This is a genomic window from Corynebacterium sp. MSK150 (assembly GCF_030229215.1).
Taxonomy (GTDB): Bacteria; Actinomycetota; Actinomycetes; order Mycobacteriales; family Mycobacteriaceae; genus Corynebacterium.
Window position 1 is genome coordinate 1 of sequence record NZ_JASPHM010000008.1, and the last position, 23962, is coordinate 23962.

The 23962-nt window shown below is 60.1% G+C and carries 20 protein-coding genes; 11 read left to right on the plus strand and 9 right to left on the minus strand.

Annotated elements, in window-relative coordinates:
• Positions 1-94: 94 nt before the first annotated feature.
• Complete coding sequence (locus QP941_RS06255) at positions 95-307, minus strand: hypothetical protein (RefSeq protein WP_284868398.1); 213 nt, start codon at positions 305-307, stop codon at positions 95-97.
• 337 nt (positions 308-644) lie between these two features.
• Between QP941_RS06255 and QP941_RS06260 the strand changes: the two genes are divergently transcribed.
• From QP941_RS06260 to QP941_RS06275, 4 genes are all read left to right on the plus strand, one after another.
• Positions 645-1835 carry a sensor histidine kinase gene (locus QP941_RS06260; RefSeq protein ID WP_239278549.1) on the plus strand — a complete coding sequence of 397 codons (1191 nt, stop codon included), beginning with the start codon at positions 645-647 and terminating at the stop codon, positions 1833-1835.
• A 215-nt stretch (positions 1836-2050) separates the two neighbouring features.
• On the plus strand, positions 2051-2755 hold the full coding sequence (locus QP941_RS06265; protein ID WP_284868399.1) for a response regulator transcription factor: 705 nt from the start codon (positions 2051-2053) through the stop codon (positions 2753-2755).
• A 580-nt stretch (positions 2756-3335) separates the two neighbouring features.
• Positions 3336-6779 carry a bifunctional proline dehydrogenase/L-glutamate gamma-semialdehyde dehydrogenase gene (locus tag QP941_RS06270; protein WP_284868400.1) on the plus strand — a complete coding sequence of 1148 codons (3444 nt, stop codon included), beginning with the start codon at positions 3336-3338 and terminating at the stop codon, positions 6777-6779.
• A gap of 131 nt (positions 6780-6910) precedes the next feature.
• Entirely contained in the window at positions 6911-8284 is a 1374-nt protein-coding gene (locus tag QP941_RS06275) for an AI-2E family transporter (RefSeq protein ID WP_284868401.1), read from the plus strand.
• Between the two features lie 52 nt (positions 8285-8336).
• Here QP941_RS06275 and QP941_RS06280 read toward each other — a convergent pair whose 3' ends face one another.
• Complete coding sequence (locus tag QP941_RS06280; protein ID WP_284868403.1) at positions 8337-8927, minus strand: nucleosidase; 591 nt, start codon at positions 8925-8927, stop codon at positions 8337-8339.
• A gap of 23 nt (positions 8928-8950) precedes the next feature.
• Positions 8951-9934, minus strand: coding sequence for a hypothetical protein (locus tag QP941_RS06285; RefSeq protein WP_284868404.1), 984 nt, complete (start codon positions 9932-9934; stop codon positions 8951-8953).
• Between the two features lie 445 nt (positions 9935-10379).
• Here QP941_RS06285 and QP941_RS06290 point away from each other — a divergent pair, with 445 nt between their 5' ends.
• From QP941_RS06290 to QP941_RS06300, 3 genes are all read left to right on the plus strand, one after another.
• A complete protein-coding gene (locus tag QP941_RS06290; RefSeq protein ID WP_284868405.1) occupies positions 10380-11294 on the plus strand; it encodes a flagellar basal body-associated FliL family protein in 915 nt (304 codons plus the stop codon).
• A 124-nt stretch (positions 11295-11418) separates the two neighbouring features.
• Positions 11419-12108, plus strand: a complete 690-nt coding sequence (locus QP941_RS06295; protein WP_284868406.1) for an LppP/LprE family lipoprotein — start codon at positions 11419-11421, stop codon at positions 12106-12108.
• 203 nt (positions 12109-12311) lie between these two features.
• Positions 12312-12500 (plus strand): hypothetical protein, encoded by a 189-nt coding sequence (locus tag QP941_RS06300; RefSeq protein ID WP_049378983.1) that lies wholly within the window; start codon positions 12312-12314, stop codon positions 12498-12500.
• Here QP941_RS06300 and QP941_RS06305 read toward each other — a convergent pair.
• The 3 genes from QP941_RS06305 to QP941_RS06315 are packed head-to-tail and all read right to left on the minus strand — an operon-like array spanning position 12497 to position 15464.
• The gene (locus QP941_RS06305; protein ID WP_284868407.1) at positions 12497-13780 is read right to left on the minus strand and encodes a sulfate adenylyltransferase subunit 1; all 1284 of its coding nucleotides are present in this window, start codon (positions 13778-13780) and stop codon (positions 12497-12499) included. The two genes, QP941_RS06300 and QP941_RS06305, sit on opposite strands and share 4 nt — an antisense overlap.
• The gene (gene cysD / locus QP941_RS06310; protein WP_284868408.1) at positions 13780-14679 is read right to left on the minus strand and encodes a sulfate adenylyltransferase subunit CysD; all 900 of its coding nucleotides are present in this window, start codon (positions 14677-14679) and stop codon (positions 13780-13782) included. The genes QP941_RS06305 and cysD overlap by 1 nt, the downstream gene beginning before the upstream one ends.
• A complete protein-coding gene (locus QP941_RS06315; RefSeq protein ID WP_239278561.1) occupies positions 14679-15464 on the minus strand; it encodes a phosphoadenylyl-sulfate reductase in 786 nt (261 codons plus the stop codon). Before QP941_RS06315 ends, cysD begins: the two co-directional genes overlap by 1 nt.
• A 172-nt stretch (positions 15465-15636) precedes the next feature.
• Here QP941_RS06315 and QP941_RS06320 point away from each other — a divergent pair, with 172 nt between their 5' ends.
• The 3 genes from QP941_RS06320 to QP941_RS06330 all read left to right on the plus strand — a co-directional run bounded on the left by QP941_RS06320 (position 15637) and on the right by QP941_RS06330 (position 19821).
• A complete protein-coding gene (locus tag QP941_RS06320; protein WP_239282910.1) occupies positions 15637-16056 on the plus strand; it encodes a methylenetetrahydrofolate--tRNA-(uracil-5-)-methyltransferase in 420 nt (139 codons plus the stop codon).
• A gap of 85 nt (positions 16057-16141) precedes the next feature.
• Entirely contained in the window at positions 16142-17884 is a 1743-nt protein-coding gene (locus tag QP941_RS06325; RefSeq protein WP_284868409.1) for an ABC transporter ATP-binding protein, read from the plus strand.
• Positions 17884-19821 carry an ABC transporter ATP-binding protein gene (locus tag QP941_RS06330; protein ID WP_284868410.1) on the plus strand — a complete coding sequence of 646 codons (1938 nt, stop codon included), beginning with the start codon at positions 17884-17886 and terminating at the stop codon, positions 19819-19821. Before QP941_RS06325 ends, QP941_RS06330 begins: the two co-directional genes overlap by 1 nt.
• Positions 19822-19839: 18 nt before the next feature.
• On the opposite strand, the gene QP941_RS06335 is transcribed toward QP941_RS06330, so the two are convergent.
• From QP941_RS06335 to QP941_RS06345, 3 genes are read right to left on the minus strand one after another with little or no spacing between them, the layout of a single operon-like run.
• Positions 19840-20433 (minus strand): hypothetical protein, encoded by a 594-nt coding sequence (locus QP941_RS06335; protein ID WP_284868411.1) that lies wholly within the window; start codon positions 20431-20433, stop codon positions 19840-19842.
• A complete protein-coding gene (locus QP941_RS06340; RefSeq protein WP_284868412.1) occupies positions 20430-20897 on the minus strand; it encodes a DUF6114 domain-containing protein in 468 nt (155 codons plus the stop codon). Before QP941_RS06340 ends, QP941_RS06335 begins: the two co-directional genes overlap by 4 nt.
• Positions 20887-21465 (minus strand): DUF6230 family protein, encoded by a 579-nt coding sequence (locus QP941_RS06345; RefSeq protein ID WP_179387067.1) that lies wholly within the window; start codon positions 21463-21465, stop codon positions 20887-20889. The genes QP941_RS06340 and QP941_RS06345 overlap by 11 nt, the downstream gene beginning before the upstream one ends.
• Positions 21466-21715: 250 nt before the next feature.
• Between QP941_RS06345 and QP941_RS06350 the strand changes: the two genes are divergently transcribed.
• A partial coding sequence (locus QP941_RS06350) for a (Fe-S)-binding protein (RefSeq protein ID WP_284868413.1) occupies positions 21716-23962 on the plus strand: 2247 nt, incomplete at its 3' end.

Consider the following 23962-nt stretch of genomic DNA (forward strand, 5'->3'; position numbering starts at 1 on the left):
TCACGCCGGTACTCCGGCGTGTACTTCTTGCGCTGTTGACTCACAATGAACATCCTCTCCTACGGACACAAGATCCGTACAAATAGGGTGTCCACTAAACGAGGGTAACCTCATTACGCGGATGAATGCCACAGGCTAAAGCGGCATCTTTGCGCCCTAAAGCATTCGCACGCAGTTGCAGATAACTACACCGGCCAGTTGTGGCCGCAGCTTTTCGGCCATGCGGATTGCGCTTCCACAAACCAAGCTCAATACCGATCCGGTACACCGGAGAAGAGCCTATAGAAAGCTGGCGCGCAATATCCATCGGTGCCACACCTTCCAGCCACAGGCGAGCTATTTCCTCACTGTCATCCGAGCTAGTAGTCCTGTGGCGCTTGCGCGGCAAGTCCAACTCGCCAGCAAGCCGATAAGCCACCGACCGCGCTAAACCAACCACCCCAGCAGCCGCCCGTATTGAACTACCAGCCCGAACCAACGACGCAAACCGCGCCACAACAGCAGAATCCGGAACCCATTTCGACTCCACACAATCACCTAACCCATGTCAGGTGTTTCCACGACCACTAGAAATCAAGCTGTTTCACGTTCGCCGTACTTACACTAGGGAGATAAAACCCATTGAGCCTTAGCATCCAGGAAGCGTGGACCGCACCGTGTCGAAACCTTCACAGCCGCCCATTCACCAACGCATCCGCGCGGCCATGACCCTGCAGCGAACAGCCGCTTTAACGGCGTTCTTCTGTGTAATACTCGCCTTCCTCGGGGCATTCTTTTCTCCCACCGAGGACCAGCTATCTTCCGCCCTACTCGGCCTCACACTCACCGTCGTCACGACTTGCGCTTACCGCTGGCCTATCAACATGTCAGTGGCTTTCGTTGTCATCTGGGTAGCTGCAACACTACTGACCAAGACTCCATTTATTAGCTCGGTATTCTTAGCGCCGATCTTTCTTGCCGTCATTGCATATCATGGACACCACGGGCGCACTTTCCTGATCGGAATGGTCCTTTGGCTAGGTGGCCTAATTGACCCCACAGAGCCCAGCATGAATATCGACCCTGCACCAGCCTTCACTTGGGCCATGCTGATCACTATTGGCGGAGTCATCGGTGGTACGTTCGCCCATTCCGCTGATCGTTATAGGTCCGCCATGGTGGAATGGAACAATGATGTCAAGCGACGCCAATCTGACCTCGCAGAGACTCTGCACAATTCGGTAGTTTCTAGCCTGACAGTAAATACTATGCAGCTAGAAGCTCTAAGCCTCGAGTACGCTAACCAGCCAGAGCTAGCCCAGAGTCTCGATAAACTTAGCGATTCCATGCGCTCTTCAATGTCTGAAGTCCGTGCACTTACCAAGGTTTTGCGCAACGACATCGATGGCATTAACGACGGCACAAGCTTTGCAACCACCACGAAGCCTTCGAACTTTGCTCAGCTGCTGTCAGAAGAGCAGGAACGCCTGTCACGACTCAACCGAGCACCAGTCGTAGAGGTTTCCGGCGAAGAATTCGCGCCGGAATTCCCCCGAGAAATCCTGGATCCAATCGCAGCAATTACTACTGAGGCCTGCCTCAATGCTGTCAAATATTCGCCACCTGGCGCAGAAATTCTGATTTCTGTCCGACCTCATCTGGGGTGGACACTGGTCTCAATTACCAACCCCGTAGCGAAACCTACAACTACAAATGCTGATATGTCTTCCGGCATTGGACTGTCCTCAATGAATCGTATAGCCGCGACTATAGATGCTCGTGTCGACACCAACCTAGAAGATGGAAGCTGGGTTTTGACTCTGTCGCTGCCGCCAAGCACACATAAGGCACGTTAGATCCAGCACTCCGCCTAGCAAACACCGAGTTCGTCCATTAAGCTATCGCTTGTTTCTAACTAAATTGGTTTTTATTGAAGGAGCCCGCAGATGCAGGCCGCACTCGCTACTTTTCTCGCACCACTAATGCTGTCCACTTCACTCCTGGGTGGTCTCGCGCCTGGAGACCTTTCCTCCACAACTGAGTACAAGTCTGCCGTGGATATTGCATTCGGATGCCCCGCACCATGGTGCCCGAAATCGAAGTAAAAACATCCCTCTTGGTCGTCGATGACGACCCACTTGTCCTTGAGGCCTTGGGGCGCTATTTTGCCTCGGCTGAGGACATGGAAGTGCGCGCCACCGCAGAAAATGGCAAGGTCGCCCTCGAGCTTTTGCAAGAGCAGGACTTTGACGTCATTGTCGCGGACATCCATATGCCCGAGATGGATGGCACGACCCTCTTGCGCGAGGTCAACAAATTGGAAGACCCTCCGGTCTTTGTTGCGATGACCGCGATGGACAATGACGAGACCCTCAAAGAGGTCATGTCCAATAAGGCTGCGGCCTATATTCTGAAAAGCTCCAAGCCGGTCTACATTTTAGATACCGTGCGCGAGGCCGTGCGCGGTGGCACGGTTGTCACCCCGCAGTCGCTTACCCGTTTGTTTGAGCAGCTTCCTAATTGGAACGCTGAGGGAACCAGCGCCGATGCGGCAGCCGCAAACGCAAAAATCAAGGACAATCACCACATCTCTCCTGCGCTAGAGCAGGTCCTGGACTTGGTCTGCCAAGGAAAGTCCAACGAAGAGATTGCCAAGAGCACACATTATGCGCCGGGCACGGTGAAGAAGTATGTGTCCACCCTACTCAGTGAATTCCACGCCAAGTCGCGCCTCGAGCTGGCAGTGAAGGCGCTTAAGGCCGGCTACGGTTCTTAGAACCCAATTGTTGGACAATCCGGGGGTAGATTACCCCCGGATGAGTCAATACCCCCTCTAAACCCCACATGCTGGGGTTTATTTTTTGTTTTTCTACCCCCGTATACCGTTTTTCAAAGGAGACTAGCATCACGTTTACCGCTTTCCTATAATTACGGCAACACAAAAGTTCATAGTATTTCCGAGGCAACAATTGGAACCTGAACCTGCAGGGTTGCCGCACGTCAGAGCGTTATAGTGCTCGCGTTTTCCTTTAGCCTTACATAGTCACGTCATAGAAAGCAGGTGAGTGTTGAACACCAACCTGGCGCGCGTTCGTCGCAGCAGCGATAGGCCTCCCGTCCGCATTCGGCCCGCATAGTGGCCCGCTGAACATCGCACTTCACTCCGAATCCCTGCGACCCTCACTTTGCGTCGCGCGCACCCGCGTGTTCGCTCCTCACCCAGCTGCGCCCTGCAGCACCACATAGCTCACCGCTTACGTCCCAGCCGTCCGTATCGCCCGACAGCCCACTGTCCGGCACGAATACTGCTAGCGGCTACGGGGATGTGACCCGTTTGAAGAAGAGGTAGAACCCATATGACTTCTCCTGCCAATACCCGCTTGCCCATCTCTGATGATGTGGAAGCAGTCCTGCCCGCAGCGATTAGCCGCGCACACGACTGGTTGAAGTCCACTGCGGACGAAGAAGATAAGGCCACCGAACAGCTCGCGGACCTGCTGCGCGATGAAGACGGCGTGAAGTTCACCATGGACTTCGTCGACCGCGTCATGCGCCCAGAAGATGACAAGGTTGCCGCGCACGCGCTGAAGGATATTTCTTCCCACTATGACCCGTCGTTCCTGGGCAGCATCAATGGTGCACTCGTTGGCGCCGGTGGCTTCTTCGGCCCCATCCTGCCGAACCTAGTCATGCCGGTAGCCCGCCTATACATGCGCAAGATGGTTGGCCACCTGGTTCTAGACGCAGAGTCTGATGCCCTCAACAAGATCCTGGACAAGGCCGCCGAATCCGGTGAGCAGCTTAACCTCAACCTGCTGGGTGAGGCCGTACTCGGTGAGGAAGAGGCGAAGTCCCGCGCGGAGCGCACCCTCAAGCTCATCCAAAACCCCCGCGTGACCTACGTTTCGGTCAAGGCTTCCTCCATGGTGGCCCAGCTCAACCACTGGGATATCGACGGCTCGGTAGAGCGCCTCAAGGAGCGCCTGCGCCCGCTGTATCAGGCTGCAGCAGACCGCACCGACAAGGTCTTTATCAACATGGACATGGAGGAGTACCACGATCTCCACCTGACCATCCGCCTGTTCAAGGAGCTGCTCAGCGAACCGGAATTCCTCACCCTGGATGCCGGCATCGTGCTGCAGGCTTACCTGCCAGATACCTTCGATGCGCTCAAGGATGTCGCTGACTTTGCCAAGGAGCGCGTGGCTAAGGGCGGCGGCAAGGTCAAGGTGCGCATTGTAAAGGGCGCGAACCTATCCATGGAAACCGTGCAGGGCGAGGTCCACGATTGGCCGCTGGCTACCTACACCAACAAGCTCGACGTTGACGCCAACTACTACCGCCTATTGGATTTCATTCTGCGCGAAGAATACGCCGATAGCGTCCGCATCGGTGTAGCAACCCACAACCTCTACACCGCGGCAATGGCCTATGAACTGGGCAAGAAACGCGGCGTGCTGCACATGATGGATTCGGAGATGCTGCAGGGCATGTCCCCAGCCCAGCAGGCAGCGGTGCGCAAGGTCTTTGACGGCCGCCAGATCCTCTATACCCCGGTTGTCCACGCAGAAGACTTCGACGTCGCCGTGTCCTACCTGGTGCGCCGCTTGGAGGAGAACTCCGCGCCGCAGAACTTCCTCTACGCCCTCTTCGCCCCGGGCGAGGAGCCGTTGGCGGACCAGGAAGAGACGTTCCGTCGGGCCGTCGCCAAGCGCTGGGACACCTTCGCTGGTGCCCGCCGCACCCAGAACCGCCTTGAGGAGGACGGCCGCCAGGCACCGCGCACCGGCCGCTTTACCAACGAGGCAGATACTGACCCGGCGCTCGCGCCGAACCGCCAGTGGGCGCAGGAAGCGCTCAAGCGCAATCCGGGCGAGCACGGCATCGCGGAGGTTACCGACCCTGCCGCGGTCGAAGGTCACATCGCTCGTGCCAAGGAACTGGGCACCGAGTGGGGCAAGCGCCCTGCCGCCGAGCGCGCCGCCGCACTGGAGGCCGTGGCAGATCAGATTGCGTCCCAGCGCGGCAAGTTCATCTCCGTGGCTGCGTATGAGGCCAATAAGACCGTCACCCAAACCGACCCTGAGGTCTCTGAGGCGATTGACTTCTGCACCTACTACGGCCAGTCCGCGCGCCTGCTGGAAGAGTCTTATTCCGAGTTCACCCCGCACACCGTCACCGTGGTAACCCCGCCCTGGAACTTCCCCATTGCCATCCCCACCGGCGGCATTGCGGCTTCCTTGGCGGCGGGCTCGGCGGTCATCGTCAAGCCAGCACCGCAGGTGGTTCACTGCGGCAAGCTCGTGGTGGAGGCCTTCCGCACCGCCCTCGAGGCGCAGGGACTAGACCCGGACCTGGTCCAGCTCGTGCTTACTGATGAAGGCGAAGCCGGCAAGGCCCTGCTCTCCCACGATGACGTGGACAATGTCATCCTCACCGGCGCCTCCGATACCGGCGCGCTCTTCCGTTCTTGGAAGCCGAAGATGAACATTATGGCGGAGACTTCCGGCAAGAATGCGCTCATCATCACCCCAGCCGCGGACCCGGATCTGGCCATCGATGATCTCTACAACTCCGCCTTTGGCCACTCCGGCCAGAAGTGCTCGGCGGCCTCCCTGGTTATCTTCGTCGGCGCGGCCGGCAAGTCCGAGCGCCTGCGCACCCAGCTGCTGGATGCTGTCAAGACCCTTAAGCCGGGCCCGGGCTTCGATATCACCACCACCATGAACGGCCTGGCGGAAGAGCCGAGCGAGAAGCTCCTGCGCGGTTTGACGCAGCTTGAGCCGGGCGAGAAGTGGCTGCTCAAGCCGGAAAAGCTCAACCAGGAGGGCACCCTGTGGTCCCCGGGCATCCGCGATAATGTGCAGCCGGGATCTTGGTACCACAAGAACGAGTGCTTCGGCCCCATCCTGGGCATCATGTACGCCGATACTTTGGAAGAGGCCATTGCCTGGCAGAACGACACCGGCTATGGCCTGACCGGCGGAATTCACTCGCTTGACGACGCCGAAATTGAGTACTGGATCGACAATGTTGAGGTGGGCAATGCCTACGTCAACCGCGGCATCACCGGTGCGATTGTCCAGCGCCAGTCCTTCGGCGGTTGGAAGAAGTCAGTCATGGGACCGGGCGCCAAGGCTGGTGGCCCGAACTACGTGGCGCAGATGGGCGAGTGGGCCGATGGCGAGCTCAAGCCGCGCAACGTGGACATTGCCCCAGCAAGCCTCGCCGCGCTGCACCGCCTGCGCGATAACCTCTCTGGCAAGCTCACCGAGGAGGACATCACCTGGCTGTGGCGCGCCGCTGAACTGGACCAGGTGGCGTGGCAGGAAGAGTTTGGCCGCGACCACGACCGCACCGGTTTGGTTTCTGAAGCCAATATCTTCCGCTACCGACCACTTCTGACCAAGCTGCGCGTGCGCGTGGGCGAAGGCTACGAGCTGCGCGAGGTTGCTCGCCAGGTGCTGGCCGCCGCAATTACCGGCACCGCCACGGAAATCTCCGCCACCCCGGAGGTTGCCACCCAGCTGCAAGACCTCGGCTTCGACGTCAAGGCCATCACCGACGAGGCTTTTGCTACCGACGTGGCCAATGACGCCTCCTCCCGCGTGCGCGCCCTGGGCACCGTGCCGGATTCCATCTACGAGGCCGCGGTGCGCTCCAACTCCGTGGTGCTGGACCAGCCCGTGCTTGCCGACGGCCGCCGTGAGCTCATTCCTTACCTCCTTGAGCAGGCAGTCTCCGTGACCATGCACCGCTTCGGCATTATCCGCAACGTAGGTAACCTGCGCGACGAGTAATTCCCGGCCGCGTCAGCGGACGCGCTCAAGGACGCGTTGAAGGAACTGCACGGAGGTAGCGCCCCGCCCGTGGGCCGCTACCTCCTTTTTCGTGTATGCGCTGCGAGTTTTATGTGGCATAGTGGTAGACAATGTCTACGTCACATAATTCGTCTTCCCGCGACGAGGCCAAGCGCCCGTCTGCGCAGGAAAGAGGCAACGCAACACAGATCCAAAAGCCAGGCGAGGAAGATTCTCATACCCTCGTCGCTTATGATGACGCGCACCTTGGTGCAGAGGCTGCCAGCGAGCACCCTGCCGAGCGCGACGATAAATCCGCTGTTCTGGCCAAGGACTTCCGCACCATGGCCAAGGTCTCGGTAATCTTTATCCTTATCGTCGCCGGCCTAGCGCTGGCCGGCTACCTGCTCAAGTTCATTTGGGTAGGCCTGCTGCCGGTCTTGCTCGCCATCCTCGTCTCCACGGTGCTCTACCCCATCAGCGCGTGGCTGCGCAGCAAGGGATTCCCGCGCTCGCTCGCGGCGGTGAGCACCTTGCTCGGCCTCATCATCATCTTCTGCGGCGTTTTTGCCGCCATGGCCCCCGTAGTCACTAGCCAGAGCCAAACGCTCATTAACCAGGCCGAAGACGGCATTAACCAGCTCACGGAGATGGTGGAAAAGTCCCCCATCGATATTCAAAGTGACCAGCTACAGTCCGTACTCCAGGACGTGGTCAAGTTTGCCAAGGGCCAAGCCTCCACCATCGCCACCGGCGTTATCTCTGGTTTCTCGATGGCCAGCTCCATCGTCGTGGCCGCGCTGATCATGCTCTTTGTCACCTTCTTCATCATTAAAGACGGCGACAAGTTCCTGCCGTGGCTGCGCAAGTACACCGGAAATTCCACCGGCTGGCACGTCACTGAGCTGGGTTCACGCATCTGGAAGACCTTGTCCGGCTTTATCCAGGCGCAGGCCGCCGTGGCAATGGTGGACGCAGTCCTCATTGGCCTTGGCCTGTGGGTGCTACAAGTTCCGCTCGCGCTCGTCATCGCCGTGGTGACGTTCTTCGCCAGCTTCATCCCGATCATCGGTGCGGTCACCGCCGGTGCCCTCGCCATCATCATCGCGCTGGTCTCCAATGGCCTGACTAACGCGCTGCTGGCGCTCGCACTTATCATCATCGTCCAGCAGGTGGAGGGCAATGTCCTCCAGCCGATGCTGCAGTCCAAGGCAATGGGCTTGCACGCAGCCGTGGTCCTGCTTTCCGTGACCGTCGGCTCTACCCTGGCCGGCATCGTCGGCGCCTTCCTCGCCGTCCCCGTGGCCGCAACCATCGCTGTTGTCGTGCGCTACCACGCCGAGATGGCTGCACTGCGCTCCGGCGAAGTCGAGCCCTCTGATATAGACATCATCACCGGCTCCAAGGACGATCCTGCAGACTCCAGCGACGTGGCCTACGAACACGCCGAGACTCCACGCGACAAGGTAGAACAGCTCTACCAGTCCATGAGTCCGCTGAGCTAAGACTCAGCCACCACTAGCAGCGCGCCGGCCCTCCCCGGCGCGCTTTTAGTTTTTAGCGCAGAAAGCCTAGGTCCGTAGCGGCCGAGGCGAGCTGGCGCGCACCGCGGTCAAGGACGTTGGCCCAGGTGCCCTTGGATTCCTCATTGGCGGAATCGGACACCTGCTTGAGCAGGGTGCAGGGCACATCGAAGCGCTGGCATACTGCGGCGATGGAATAGCCTTCCATGTCGCATAACTGCGACTTCTTAGCCAGCTCGGTGCGCAGGGCGGTATCGGAGACAAACATGTCGCCCGTGGCCAGTCCGCGCACCGGCAGGCGGCCGGAGGTCTCGAGCTCGATGACCTCTGGCAGCAGGTAGCGGTTGATATCGGTAAGCACTTCTAGCTTGAAGTCATGCTTGGTGACCTTATTGACTTCGAAGACGCCAGCCATGCCGTCGACAAGCGCGCCGGCCGTGCCAATGTTGACCACGCGATCGGGAAGGGCGCCGTTAGCGCGGGCGTCGGCAAGAGCTTCCGTCAGCGCAATGGCCGCCGGAACCGTACCGATTCCGGTGATGAGCAAGGGTTCGCCTTCCGGAATGTGGGCGGCTTCCGCATCTACGGCGGCGACGAAAAGGGTGCGTCCGTTGAGATTCTCCATGCCTGCGAGAATACCTGCCCGCCCTAGTCAAAGTTCAATGTGCGGTTCTTCTGGCGCAGGCGAATCGTAATGTTTTTCTGTCCGGCGCCGAGGGCAATGATTTTCCCGCTGAGCACCCGGGCGACGGCCAGGTCCTCTTCCGTCGGTGCTTCGGCCGCCACCCGCGCCGTAGGCAGCCAAGCATCGTGCGGGTCTGGCGCGCCGAGGTGAATGAGCCGTTCGCGCTCCACGTCGATCCAATAGCCCTCCGTGGCCATGAAGCGGTCGTGGCTCCCTTCGAAGGAATCGCGGCGCCACCCGCCCTCGGCCACGCGGAAGACAAAGGGGCAGTAGCCAAAACGCGAAGGCACGATGTAGCGCGTCTGGGGGCTGACACGCCAATGGCCGCGCGCGGAACTCCACACCTGGCGGTAGGTATCAGCCAGGCTCATGCCCAACCGCAGGCGCTGCTGCCGGTCCTCATCCAGACCGGCACCATCTACCTGGGTGTTTAGCTCCCCGAGCCGCGTGGCATCGGCCACGTACATGCCCAGCCACGCTTCCTCCGGAGTGGTGTACGGGCCGGTGATATCACGGTGGAAGGAATCCGGCACGGCTCTTTCCGCATCCTGGGGCAGGCGCTGACGGGCGGCAAAGGCCCACAGGCGCGGATGTCCCATGCGGTACAGCATCACCGTCGCCCGCGGCAGGCGGTCGTGCACCTGCTGACGCGTCAGATAATCACCCGCGCTGATGCGCCGCAGCAGCTGCTTAGCGACGTCCCCCTCTACCTGCTGCTCCACACCCGGCGCGACTTCCATCTCCGGCAGCTGGCTCAACAGCATCAGATCGATGATGTCTCCCAAATCAAAGACCTTGCTCAATTCCGTCTGCGCCTCTGGGCCAAAAGCCTCGATTGCGTGATATCCCAGTGCACCGCCCAACCGGCGGATGAGATCCGGGGACACGCTCACCCGGTTGCGGGTCGCGTGCAATTCCGCGGCGTTGAGATTACGGTCCAGGCCCACGAGGGCTCCTTCCTCCCCCTCATCGGGGATTTAATTCTTGGTCATGCTTGGGATTAAGCCGGACATTGGCCTTTGCGCGGTGCCCTTCATTGGGGTCTCGTCTTGGGAAAAAGGCGTCAGATAGAAGCCCTTCTAGGAGATTGTGGGACTCCCCAGCTTCGTCGCTGTTGGTTCTCGGTCACGCAGCTTATGACGTACTTAATCCCTACGAGTTACATCGCAGGACAGTGGCGCGTTGCAATTACCCCTTTCATAGTCCCATTCGAGAGAATTCTTGCAACTCTTATGCCTATAGTATGACGCGGAATGATTCTTAATCATTCCCTTTCTTTCGCATTTCTCTTTCTGGCCAGCGCACAAAGGAGCCTCCCCTTTGAATGACAAGAATTCTTGGGGTTCATCTGACTCAACCCCATATTCAGATTCGAACGGACCTGCATCCCCTATGCGGGACTCCGGTACTGGAACCAACGCAGAATCTTCGGGCAAAGGCACGCGCACCGCCATTATTGTCGTTGCCGCCCTCGCCATCATTGCGCTTATTGGCGGTGGTGCCTGGGCACTAACGGGAAACAAAGATTCTGATGAATCGAGCAGCGCTGAACCGAATTTTCATTCTCAAGAAAACAACAGCGAGGAAACCACCGAAGAGACGACTTCTGAGAAAGAATCCACGCCTGAGAAGAAAGCTGAGACTACACAAGCTAAGGGCGCTAGCACTCGACCTTCCACAGAGGAGAAGTGTGGAACGCTAGCCGATAACCTAATGGACGTTCCAATTGGCACGCTTCAGCTGTTTTGCGATGGCACCTGGCTTTACATGGCCCAAAAGCAATCCTCAAATTATGGACTGTTCTACTGGACCGATAATGAGTGGAAGTTGTACCGGTCTGACAATACGACTGGAGACTCCGTCAATCAGTGCTACGACAAGGGCAAGTTGGACACGGCTGGCGCCCCGAAGGAGCTGATCAACCAGCTCCAACTCTGCGATGCACAGCAAACGCAAACTCCAAAGGTTCGCGACAGGCCCATTACCGCTGAGGAGGAATTTCCGCCCGAAGATTATTGGTACGGCGAATGCGACGGCAGCTATGTGCTCATCGCGGAATCGGTCATCATCCCGCCGACAACTGATCCGATTTCTGAGCCCTACCGAGTGCACAAGAAGTACCCAGGCTCCAAGATCATCAAGGGCGGCGCGTGTAGTTCCCTGCGCAGCCGCACTGAAGGCGGCTCTATCTATGCCATCATCTACGAAGCCGGTCACAGCGTGGACAAGGTCTGCGAGCTCAAGGCCAAGTACGGCGGCAATGCCCGTTCCCTCAATAACGACGCGGATTTCTCTGACCCCTGCTAATCCAGATTCCGCGCTCAATTCCCTGTCACTCCCCTTCTGCTGCGTTGACTCCCTACACCCGCTACAACGCAGCGTGCACCCCTTTGACCTTTCATCTACCGCCTCAATGTGAAAGCAATATCTTATGCCTAAATCATCTGCCCACCTAGGACAAATAAGCCGCATAGGCATTGCAACAAGTGTCGCCCTCATTAGTTTCTCCTTGGCTTCCTGCGATGACGAAACGTCGGATACAACCGCACAGGAGTTTTCAGTGGAGCCGGCGACGACGTCCGCTACAGAAGAAAGCAGCGATGCCAAGCCGGAAGAATCGCCCACTGACTCAGCTGCGACAGAAGAAGAACCTACTCGGCCAGTGCCCCCGAACGTCGTGATGGATGACGAGCAGCCGAGCCCGGAAGCCGACACCACTTCGTCGTGTGGCGCAGCTGATGCCCAAACGGCATTCTCCGAAGGCGTATCCCAAGTCGCTCCGTGGGGCACCATCGGATGGGAACTCTTTGACTCCTCCGGTTATGACCCCTGCGCATCCCTATCGTGGGAAACCCTGATGATTGAGGGAGGAACCAGTTCTTCGCCTTTCCACATCATGTTGTTTAATCACGGCGAATACTTGGGCACCGCAACGGCAAAGCCCTATGGATTCGCCCCCACTATTGAGCGCGTGAGTGATTCCGAGATCGCGGTAACCTACCACTGGCCGCGCGAAGGTGAAGGCAATGCCAACCGCTCAGGCACAACCAACGCAGGCTTCCGGTGGGATGAAGGACAGCAAAAGGTAGTCATGTCCGGCGACGTTCCGCCTATGCAATAGTTCGATGTAAAACAAGCACGTTTCGCTAAATTTTCACCACTTTGGCGGCGAAACGTGCTTGTTTTGTTTGCGGAGGCGGCCGCGGTGCGGCGGAGCGGTGCCTCGAGGGGAACGCAAAAGCCAAGAAGTGGCCGCGTTCTAGGCTTTCGCGGGGAGCCAGGGGCGGTTATCGTGGCCGTAACGTAGCCGAAGGAGAGATAGGAATGAGCGAGAAGACGTTTCAGCAGAAATTCGGGGTTTTCGCGCTGGTGGCGGCGGTTGTCTTGCTGATCGTGAACTTAACCGTAGTAGGGCCTACGGTGTTCGGTATCTCCACGCCGCTGCTCCTCGGAATCACGGGCATCATAATGATGCGCAGTGAGAGAAGCAGCAGCGGCGCACAGGACGACTAACGCAGGCGGTGGCCTACGAAGCCGGCGGCAAGTGTGTTGCCGGAGGATTGATCGATGAGCAGGAAGTTGCCCACCGCGCCGCGGGCGGCATAGTCCTCGACGGGGAGCTCGGTCTGGGTCTGGATAGTGATGTGGGCGATGTCGTTCATGGCGACGGACTCGGGGTCCTCAACATCGGAAACGCCATCAAGATCCAGGGTGCGGGTGACGGCGGCGACGCGGGCCTTAACCAGGGAAGAGCCGTAGCGCAGCTTAAGCATCTGGCCGGGCTTAATGTCCTTTTCGGTCAGGCCGACAACGGTGGCGTCGAATTCGCGAGCGGCCGCGGGGCGCTGCGGGCCAGCGAGGATATCGCCGCGGGCGAGATCGATGTCGTCGGCAAGCAGGAGCGTGACGGAGTCGCCGGTGGCGGCGGAGTCGGCTGGGCCGTCAGCAGTGTCGATCTGGGTGATGGTGCTGGTGCGGCCTTCAGGGAGGCGGACCTCGTCGCCCACGGAGATGGAGCCCGCCTTCACGCGGCCGGCGTAGCCGCGGTAATCGGAGGCGTGCTCGCGGATGACGTACTGGATGGGGAAACGGAAATCCAGCTCATCGGCGCGGCCGGTGGCCACGGGGACGGTCTCGAGAACCTCGAGGACGGTCGGGCCGGTGTACCACGGCATAGTGGTGGAGCGCTCGACCACGTTATCGCCCTTGAGCGCGGAAATCGGTACCACGGTGGTATCGGTAATACCCAGGCGGGTGGCGATCTGGTTGAACTCGGACTCGATATCGCGGAAGACCTGCTCGTCGTAATCCACCAGGTCGATCTTGTTCACCGCGAGGACCACGTGGCGCACGCCGAGGAGGGCGGCGACGTTGAGGTGGCGGCGGGTTTGTTCGACGACGCCATGGCGGGCGTCGATAAGAAGCACCACCACCTGGGAGGTGGACATGCCGGTGACCGTATTGCGCGTGTATTGCACGTGGCCGGGGGTATCGGCGAGGATGAAGGTGCGCTTATCCGTGGCGAAATAGCGGTAGGCCACGTCGATGGTAATGCCCTGCTCGCGCTCGGCACGCAGGCCGTCAACAAGCAAGGAAAGGTCCATGCCGTCGAAGCCACGGTCGGTGGAGGTGCGCTCCATGGACTCGACCTGGTCCGCGAGCACGGACTTGGTGTCATAGAGCAGGCGGCCGACGAAGGTGGACTTGCCGTCATCAACGGAGCCGGCGGTGCACAGGCGCAGGGTATCGCGCTGCTTGAGGGCGCCGACATTCGGCGCGAGGGTAGTCGTCATCAGAAGTAGCCTTCCTTCTTGCGGTCCTCCATGGCGGACTCAGAAAGTTTGTCATCGGCGCGGGTGGCGCCGCGCTCGGAAAGGGTGGAAATGGAGATCTCCGCGAGTACCTCGTCCGGGGTCGACGCGGTAGATTCCACAGCGCCGGTGCAGGACATATCGCCCACGGTCCGGTAGCGCACGGTGCGGGTTTCCAACTCCTCGACTTCGGCCGGTCCGCCCCATTCACCAGGCGCTAGCCACATGCCATTGCGCTTAAATACCTCACGCTCGTGGGAGTAGTAGATGGAAGGCAGCTCCAGTTTACGGGCGCCGATGTATTCCCAAATATCGGACTCGGTCCAGTTGGAGATGGGGAAGACGCGGACGTTTTCGCCGGCCATCTTGCCGCCGTTGTAGAGGTCCCACAGCTCGGGGCGCTGGCGGCGGGGATCCCACCCGCCGAAGGAATCACGGATGGAGAAGATGCGCTCCTTGGCGCGGGCGCGCTCCTCATCGCGGCGGGCGCCACCGCATACGGCGTCATACTCGCGCTCGGCGATGGTCTCTACCAGCGGCACGGACTGCAGCGGGTTGCGGGTGCCATCGGGGCGTTCTTGCAGGTCGCCGCGGTCGATCCAGTCTTGGACGCGGGCGACGTGGAGGCGAGCGCCGGATTCTTCCACGAGGCGGTCGCGGAAATCGATAACCTCAGGGAAGTTGTGGCCGGTATCGACGTGGAGCAGCTCAAACGGCACCGTGGCTGGGGCGAAGGCGCGGCGGGCTAGCTCGAAGACAACGACGGAGTCCTTGCCGCCGGAAAAGAGGATGCCTACCTTGTCGCACTGCCCGGCCACCTCGCGCAGGATGTGGATGGACTCGTTTTCTAGGTCTTTTAAGTGTGGGGAAAGTGTGCTCATTATTCGTGTAACCCGCATTCTGTCTTGCCGTCTGCAAATACGCGCCCGGATCGGGCATCGTCGCCTTCACCAACTGGGAAGGTCAGCGGTGCGCAGCCGATGGAGCGGTATCCCTGCAGGGTGAGTGGGTGGATGATGAGGTTATTGTCCTCGATGTAGCGGTCCGTATCGTCCAGATCCCAGGTAATGATGGGCGAGATCTTCAATCGGCCGGTGCGGTCGAGGCTCAGCGCTGGGGCGGTGGCGCGGTGCTCAGAATCGGCGCGGCGCAATCCGGTAACCCAGCCGGCATAAGGGTCCATGGCCATATTCAGCGGCTCGACCTTGCGCATGCGGTTATAGGCCGCGGTATCGCGGGCGTAGAGGCGCGGACCATAGACCTCATCTTGTTCCTCGGGACTAAGCAAAGGCAGCACGCGTACGAGCGGGAGGTCCGGGTAGCGCTTTTCTACCTCGTCAGCTACCTGCAGGGTTTCCGGGAAGTGCCAGCCAGTATCGATAAAAAGCAGGTCCGCATCGAGCCCGGCGCGGTGAGCGAGCTCGGCCAAGACCGTGTTCTCCATGGACATGGTCACGGCCAGGCGGCCGGGTGCGTGCTCGGCGGCCCATTCGGTAATGGTTTCCGCTGAGGCGTCATAAAGCTTATCCGCCCACTGGTCCACCAATTGCTGGTTGCGCGCGGCTACCTCGGCGTCCAGCGGCGCGGTATCGCGCGTGCCTTCCGGGGAGATGCTGGGGTCGCGGTAGTTCTTGCCACCGTCCAGCAGGTTCGTCGTTGGGTTCATGCCGTCACACATTAGGCAAAAGCCCAAGGCGGCGCAGCGGATTCTGGGCGAAAAGCCGCTGAGCTTGGCGGGAGGTGCGAATAAAAAGTTTCCAATCCGTACCAAGCGGACTAGATTTACAGACAAGACAGTCTATTGCGGGCGTCCGCGCCCAGCACAAGGAGGCACTTTCATGCAGCGTATAGCCATCATCGGGGAGGGCCCGGCAGCCCTATCCACCGCCGAGAAGCTTATCAGCGCTGGCATGTGTGTGGACCTCATTACCCAGTGCACCGCACCATTCGGTCTACTCCGCCGCTTTGCGGGTTTGGCAGGCGTGCTGGGCGACGCCGTCACGGGCTCCCACTGCGGCCCCGGCACCACTCCCCGACTCCGTCTCATCGGCAACGTGCGGGTAGGACCAGACGGCGACATCACGCAGAACGAAATCCACCGCTTGGCCGCCTCGGGCAATCGCGAGCTACTCGTATTGGAACTCAAGGCTCGCGGCGTGGCCGTCACCACGTGGGAAGGCCTATGCGCCCCACTGCAGGATTTTGAAGACTGGCGCAGCGTCATCACCCGCGCGCAGCTGGCTCACGTGGGGATTTAGCAGCAGTAATCAACTAGCGCCCCACCCACCACCGGTATAAACTTGCACGGCTACCCAGCCACGGCAAGGAAAGGGGCGCGAGTCCATGGATCTGGTTCGCATTCTCATTACACGGTCGGCGCCGTATACGCCGTATTTCATCGCGGTGCTTGTCCTGCAGGCCTTATCTACGGCCGCCACGCTGTACCTTCCATCCCTTAATGCCAAGATCATCGATGAAGGTGTGTCTCAGGGCGATGTGGACTTCATCTGGCGCACCGGCGGCATCATGCTGGCCGTAGCCTTTGCCCAAGTCATCACCGCCATCGGCGCAGTTTGGTGCGGCAGCCGCACCGCTATGGGCGTCGGCCGAGATCTACGCGGCGAGGTCTTCCGCCACGTTAATTCCCTGTCCACTGAGGACATGAGCCGCTTTGGCACGCCTACGCTCATTACCCGCGGCACCAATGACGTCCAGCAGGTGCAGATGGTCTACATGATGATGCTGAACTTCATGGTGACCGCACCCATCATGTCCATCGGCGGCATCATCATGGCCGTGCGCGAAGACGCCGGAATGTCCTGGCTGGTGTGGGTGTCCGTGGCGGTACTGCTCGGCACCATCTCCGTTATCATTTCCCGCCTCATGCCGCTCTTCCGTTCCATGCAGGACAAGCTGGATTCCATCAATGGCACCTTGCGCGAGCAGATCACCGGCATCCGCGTGGTGCGTGCCTTCGTGCGCGAGGCCTATGAGTCCGAGCGCTTTACCGAGGAAAATAAGAACATCACCCGCCTGTCCTTGAACATCGGCCGGCTTTTCGTGGTGATGTTCCCGCTCATTACGGTGATCCTCAACGTGGCCACGGGCGCGGTCCTGTGGTTCGGCGGACACCGCGTGGATGAGGGCTTGGTCAACGTCGGCTCGCTGACCGCATTCCTGCAGTACCTGCTGCAGATTCTGGCGGCGGTGATGATGGGTACCTTCATGGCGATGATGCTGCCGCGCGCCATCATTTGCGCCCGCCGCATCACCGAGGTGCTCCAGCACGAGCCCTCCATTACCCCACCCAGCTCCACCACCTCTCCGGAGGCCTGCGCGGGCACGGTGGAATTTCGCAACGTGGGCTTTTCTTATGCCGGTGCGGATGCGCCGGTGCTAGAAGACATTTCCTTTACCGCTCAGCCCGGCACCACTACCGCCATCATCGGTTCGACGGGTTCGGGCAAGACCACCCTGGTTTCCCTCATCCCACGCCTGTACGTGCCGACGGAGGGCCAGGTGCTTATCGACGCCACCCCTACCACCTCCCTGGCCCGCCAGGACATCGTCCAACGCGTCTCCCTCGTCCCGCAGAAGGCTTACCTATTTAGCGGCACTGTGGCCTCCAACCTGCGCTTGGGCAGGCCCGAAGCCACCGATGAAGAGCTCTGGGAGGCGCTGCGCGTGGCCCAGGCGGACTTCGTAGAAGACTTGGACATGCCCATCGCCCAGGGCGGCACCAACGTCTCCGGTGGCCAGCGCCAGCGCCTGTCCATCGCGCGCATGCTTGTTGCCCGGCCGCTGATCTACCTCTTTGATGATTCCTTCTCCGCGCTGGACGTGGCTACCGATGCCAAGGTGCGCGCCGCAATGCGCGCCTCCTTTGCCGAGCGTGAGCAGCCGGTGACCAGCATTATCGTCGCCCAGCGCGTGGCGTCAATCCGCGATGCAGACCAAATCCTGGTATTGGATGCCGGCCGCATCGTTGACCGCGGCACCCACGAGGAGCTCCTGGGCCGCTGCGCGGTCTATCAAGAAATCGTTCATTCCCAAGAAACCGCCGGTGTTGCAGGAGGCGAAAACTAATGGCTGAGAACACCACTTCTACCGCCGAGTCCACGGATGCCGGATTTGATTCGATGGGCGGCTCCGCACCCCGCCAGGCCAAGAATTTCTGGCCCTCCACCAAACGCCTTTTCTCCCTGCTTGCTCCCTTCAAGCGCCACCTGTGGGCCGTCGCGGCGATGAATATCGTCTGCATCTTCTTGGCCGTGGTAGCCCCTAAAATCATGGGCAAGGCCATGGACGTCATCTTTGCCGGCGTCATTTCGCGCAACCTGCCCTCTAATATTTCCGCCGAGCAAGCCATTGCGGGCATGCGCGCTGAGGGACAGGACCGCTTTGCGGATATGGCTTCCGCGATGGACTTCGTCCCCGGTGAAGGCATCGATTTTAACCACCTGGGCACGCTCATCATCACCGTGATCGCGATGTACATCGTCTCCTCTGGCTTCCAGTGGTGGCAGGGAGCCATCCTCAACAAGTTGAGCATGGATATCGTTTTTGACCTGCGCGAGCGCGTGGAGGCGAAGATTAATGCGCTGCCTCTCAACTACTTTGATTCCCAGCAGCGCGGCGATATCCTTTCGCGTACCACCAATGACATCGACAACGTGCAACAGGCCCTGCAGCAGGCGCTATCGCAGCTGTTTTATGACGCGCTGCTGGTCATTGGCATCACCATCATGATGTTCAGCGTCTCCTGGCAGCTCGCTCTGGTGGCCCTCCTGTCCCTGCCGCTTACCGGTCTAGTTATCGGCGTCATCGGTAGCCGCTCGCAGCGCCAGTTCAAAACGCAATGGCGCTCCACCGGTCAGCTCAACGGCCAAGTGGAAGAATCCTTCTCCGGCCACGACCTAGCCATCGTCTTCGGCCGTACCGAGGCCATGACGGAGGAATTCGACAAGCGCAACGAGGAGCTCTACCGCTCCGCAGCTAAGGCTCAGTTCCTGTCCGGCATCATGATGCCCATCATGCAATTCCTGTCTTACCTGTCCTACGTCGCCATCGCGGTACTGGGCGGCCTGCGCGTGGCCAATGGCCACATGACTCTGGGCGCTGCCACTGCATTTATCCAGTACTCCCGCGAGTTCAACCAGCCGCTCGGCCAGCTCGGTGGCATGATGCAGCAGGTACAGTCCGGCGTGGCCTCGGCCGAGCGCGTCTTTGAGCTTCTCGACGCCGAGGAGCAAGCCCCCGACACCACCGACGAGGACCTTCCCGGCCGCGCCCAAGGGCTCGTGGAGTTCCAGGACGTTGACTTCTCCTACGCAAAGGATAAGGAGCTCATCACCGGCCTCAACCTGCGCGTAGAGCCCGGCCAGACCGCGGCCATTGTGGGCCCCACCGGTGCAGGCAAAACCACCCTGGTCAACCTGCTCATGCGCTTCTATGAGCTAAATAGTGGTCAGATTCTCATTGATGGGCACGACATCGCCCGCATGCCGCGCCGTACCCTGCGTTCCCAGGTGGGCATGGTGCTCCAGGACGCCGTGCTCTTTAAGGGCTCGATCATGGAAAACATCCGCTACGGCCGCTTGGACGCGACGGATGAAGAAGTCATTGCGGCGGCAAAGGCGACCTATGTGGACCGCTTCGTTCACGCGCTGCCCGATGGCTACGACACCATCATCGACCAAGACGGCGGTGCTATCTCCGCCGGCGAGCGCCAGCTCATCACCATTGCCCGCGCGTTCTTGGCCCAGCCCGCGCTGCTCATCCTCGATGAGGCCACCTCGTCGGTCGATACCCGCACCGAGGTCCTCGTCCAGGAGGCGATGAACGCGCTACGCGCAGACCGCACCTCTTTCGTCATTGCCCACCGCTTGTCCACCATTCGCGATGCTGACCTCATCCTCGTCATGGAAAACGGCACCATCGTGGAACAAGGCTCGCACGACGATCTCCTTGGGGCCCAAGGCGCATACTGGCGCCTGCATCAGTCCCAATTCGCTCAAGGGTAGGTCTTCGCCGGCGGTGAGCTACTCCAGCCCTACTGTCACGGTCGGCGCGTTGAAGTGAGCACCCTTGAGGTTCACCAGCTCAAGGGTGACATCGCGCAGCTCAATGTGGTCCATGATTACATCGGGCACCTCCGCATCGGGGACGGGGTGCGGCTCTGGAACACCGAGCTTGTCCAACACGGCATTGATATCGTCGCGGCTTAAATCGATATCCGCCCGGGGTGCAGAAACCTTACCCACCGCCGGGGTGGCCTTAAGCTCGGTAGCCATAATGGTCACCGGTCCGCCGCGTACCTCGGTGGTGTCCCCTCCCGTGGTCAACATGCCATCGCCGTAGCGGCCAGGCAGCGTGATCCCAAGGTTGTCGATGTCGAGGTTCTCGCCCTTCAGCTCCAGGACCCGCACATCACCGCTGGCGGTGGGGAAAGTACCCAAGGACACGGTGACATTCTTCGTCAGCGTCACCGTATCCGCGAAGACGGTACTGAAGTACGGAACCGCCGGGGCGTCTTGTGCATTAACCCGTTCGGAACCGCTCACACCGCACACGACCAAGGCACAGGTGAGTACAGCCAAGCAGCTACGCGCCGCCCGCGGCATCGCCCTCGTCATTGCTCTGCTGCTTCCTTGGTGCGGCGCTTTTTCTCACCTGGCTGCCACGCAAAGGTAAAGGCCCCGCCAATGATGCCGAGCAGGGAGCCGATGATGAAGCCGCCCAAATTGGACGTCGGCAAGGCAATAATGGCCACAATGATGCCCAGCACGCCGACATAATTCGAGGTTGCCGGCTGAAACCACGCGCCAAGGCCGAACATCGCCAGCAATACCCCGATAAGCAGCGTAGATACGCCAGAAATAGTGGAGATCATGACTAAAAGGTCAGAGATCCGGATGGTGATATAGGCCGGCGCGGCAATAATGATGCCGGACAAGATGAGCAACAGTCCGGGAAAGAAGGGCCGGCCGTTGCGCCAGCGGCGGAAGCGCTGCCAGGCGCTGGGCTTAGATTCCTCCTCGCCCGTTGCCTCCGCCGCCGGGAGGGTCTGCGTGTCCTCCGCGGTCGACTCAGCAGCCATTATCGGACCCCCTCCGCACAGTTACTCCAACGTTCTTGGCAGAAAGGCGCTGTGCACCCACGGAGGTGGCCTTCACATCGTCCGCCTTGAGAGAGACCTGCTTGGAGTACAGGCCCCACGCGCCAGGATCCGCGGTATCGCTCAGCTGATTCGCATCGATACCCACGTTGACATCCTGCATCACCAAAGAACCATCCACGTCGGTCGCACCGACCAGCAGGCTATCGGACTCCACGCTGCCCTCACCCTCAGCCTTCAGCGCTAGGGTGGCCTCCCCACCTACGCCGGGCACCTTGGGAACCGTCACGGAAAGGCAGAGATCAGAGACCTTGGCATGGTCCAGCTTGATGCGCGCGACAGGAAGGTGCTCTTCGGCCTTTTGATCATCATCAACAAAAAGCGAAAAGCCCTCTCCATCCAAGTGCCCCATGGTGATCTTGAAGAAGCTACCGGAAAGAGCCAGGTTCGCGGTCAAGCCGCCCTGCGCCACGGCGAACCCAGTAACGCCAAAAGCGGCGAGGCCTGCGGTCAAGGCCACCGCGGCCTTGGTGATATTGGTTTTGCCCATGGCGGTTTGCCCTTTCTGCGGCGGTCTAGGTCCTCTTCCTGGCGGGTTTGGCCGCGCTGCGGCTTCCGCCCCTGGTGGTACTCCGCCGCCGTGTACAGCACGTTTAGCAAAATATGGCGACCAAGTTTCTCATCTTGACAGTGTACAGCCCACCCCACCGCGATACCGCACTGAATGCAGACTCTGGGATTTCCACCCCTAGGCTTTAAGGTAGATAACAACGTGGAGCATCAGTAATAAAGGAGCACGCATGACCACCGTGTTCGGTTGGATAGCTATAGCCGCATCGATTCCGGTGTGGCTGTACTTTTTCACCCGCGTATGGGCCCTGATTAAGTTCATCCGCTCGGGCGGACCCACTCAGCTCAAGCGCACCGATAGCCTAGGCAAGCGTTTATGGCGCGTTATTGCGGAAGTCTTTGGTCATTCCCACTTCAAGGGCAAACCTCTGGTCAATGCCGCCCACTGGCTGGTGATGGTGGGCTTCCTTTTCGGCATCCTGGTGTGGTTTGAGGCCTATATCCAAACCTTCGCGCCGAATAAGGGCTGGCCGTGGCTCAGCCACTGGCCGGTCTACCACTTCGTTGAGGAAGTCTTGGGCATCGCGACGGTCCTAGGCATCGGCTTCCTCATCAGTGTGCGCCTCAAGCTTGGCGATACCGAGCGCGGCAGCCGCTTCTTCAATTCTCAAACCGCCTCGGCGCGCTGGGTAGAGTTCATTGTCTTTTCTGAGGGACTCGGCATGATCCTGGTGAAATCCACCAAGATCGCCACCTACGGGGGCGGCTCCGCCTGGGCGGATTTTTTGAGCATCCACCTAGCCAAGCTTTTGCCTGAGTCACCGGCTCTGGTGAGCTTCTTCGCCCTCTTCAAGCTGCTTTCCGGTCTGCTATTTATCGTCTTTATCTCCCGCAAGTTCCAGTGGGGTGTCATGTGGCACCGCTTCACCAGCTTTTTCAATATTTTCTTCCAGCGCAATGCCACCGGGGAAAAGGCCCTACAATCCCTGCCCACCCCGGACTTGGAAGAAGACATCACCCCGGGTAGTTGGAAGATGCTGCTGGATTCCACCTCGTGTACCGAATGCGGCCGCTGCCAAGAACTATGCCCTGCCTGGAATACCGAAAAACCGCTGAGCCCCAAAAAGGTCATGATGGATCTGCGTCAGGGTGCACTGGATAATTACAACCCACACGAAGGCCTAGACGTGCTGTCCATGGCCGGCGTCATCGATGATGACGTGCTGTGGTCTTGTACTAATTGCGGTGCGTGTGTGGATCAGTGCCCAACCGATATTGAGCACATCGACCACATTGCGGACCTGCGCCGTTTCAAGGTACTTGCGGAATCGGACTTCCCTTCCGAGCTCACCGGCCTGTTTAAGAATATGGAAAACAAGGGCAATCCATGGGGCCGGAATAACTCTGAGCGCCGCGCCTGGATCGATGAGGCCCGCGCCGATGGCATCGACGTTCCCATCATTGGTGAAGACGAGGCCGATTTCACCGATATGGAATACCTGCTCTGGGTGGGCTGCGCTGGCGCTTATGATGACGATGGCCGCCGCACCACCCGCGCCGTTGTAGACCTGCTGCATACCGCAGGCGTGAAGTTTGGCGTGCTCTCCACGGGTGAGACCTGTACGGGTGATCCTGCCCGCCGCGCCGGCAACGAGTTCCTTTTCCAGATGATGGCGCAGCAAAATGTGGAAACTCTCAACAACGCCTTCGACGGCGTCCCGGAGGGCCAGCGCAAGATCATCACCACCTGCCCGCACTGCTTTAACACCATCCGCAATGAGTACCCGGACTTTGACGGGCACTTCGACGTCTTCCACCACACCCAGCTGCTCAATCGTCTGGTGCGCGAGGGCTTGCTCAAGCCGGTGCCACGCACACCGGAGAACCGCAAGCCCATTACCTACCACGATCCGTGCTTCCTCGGCCGCCACAATAAGGTCTTCGATCCTCCGCGCGAGCTGCTCGAGGCCACCGGCGTGGAGCTGCGCGAGATGGACAAGAACCGCGACGAGGCCTTCTGCTGTGGCGCCGGCGGCGCCCGCATGTTCATGGAGGAAAAGCTCGGCACCCGCATCAATGACTTCCGCACCGAGCAGGCCCTAGAGACCGGCGCGGAAGAAATCGCCACCGGCTGCCCCTTCTGCAATGTCATGATGACCGGCGGCGTGAAGTCCTTGTCGCAGGATTCCACGTCCACCACCAAGGTCAATGACGTGGCGGTTATGCTGCGCAATTCTATCTCCCTCGACGAGTCCGGCACCCTGCCGGAGCCCCACCCCAAGGCGTTCCTGGCTACCCCGGTGCGCCACCAAAAGTCCGAGGGCACCACTGACGCCCCGCTTGCCGACGCCCCCACTTCCGCCACCCACACCCCGACCGAATCGGCACAAGTTCCGGCCGCATCGGCCGCACCCGCAGCGCCGTCTGCATCGCAGGCTCCTCAAGCGCCGAAGGCTCCCGCGGCACCAAGTGCACCC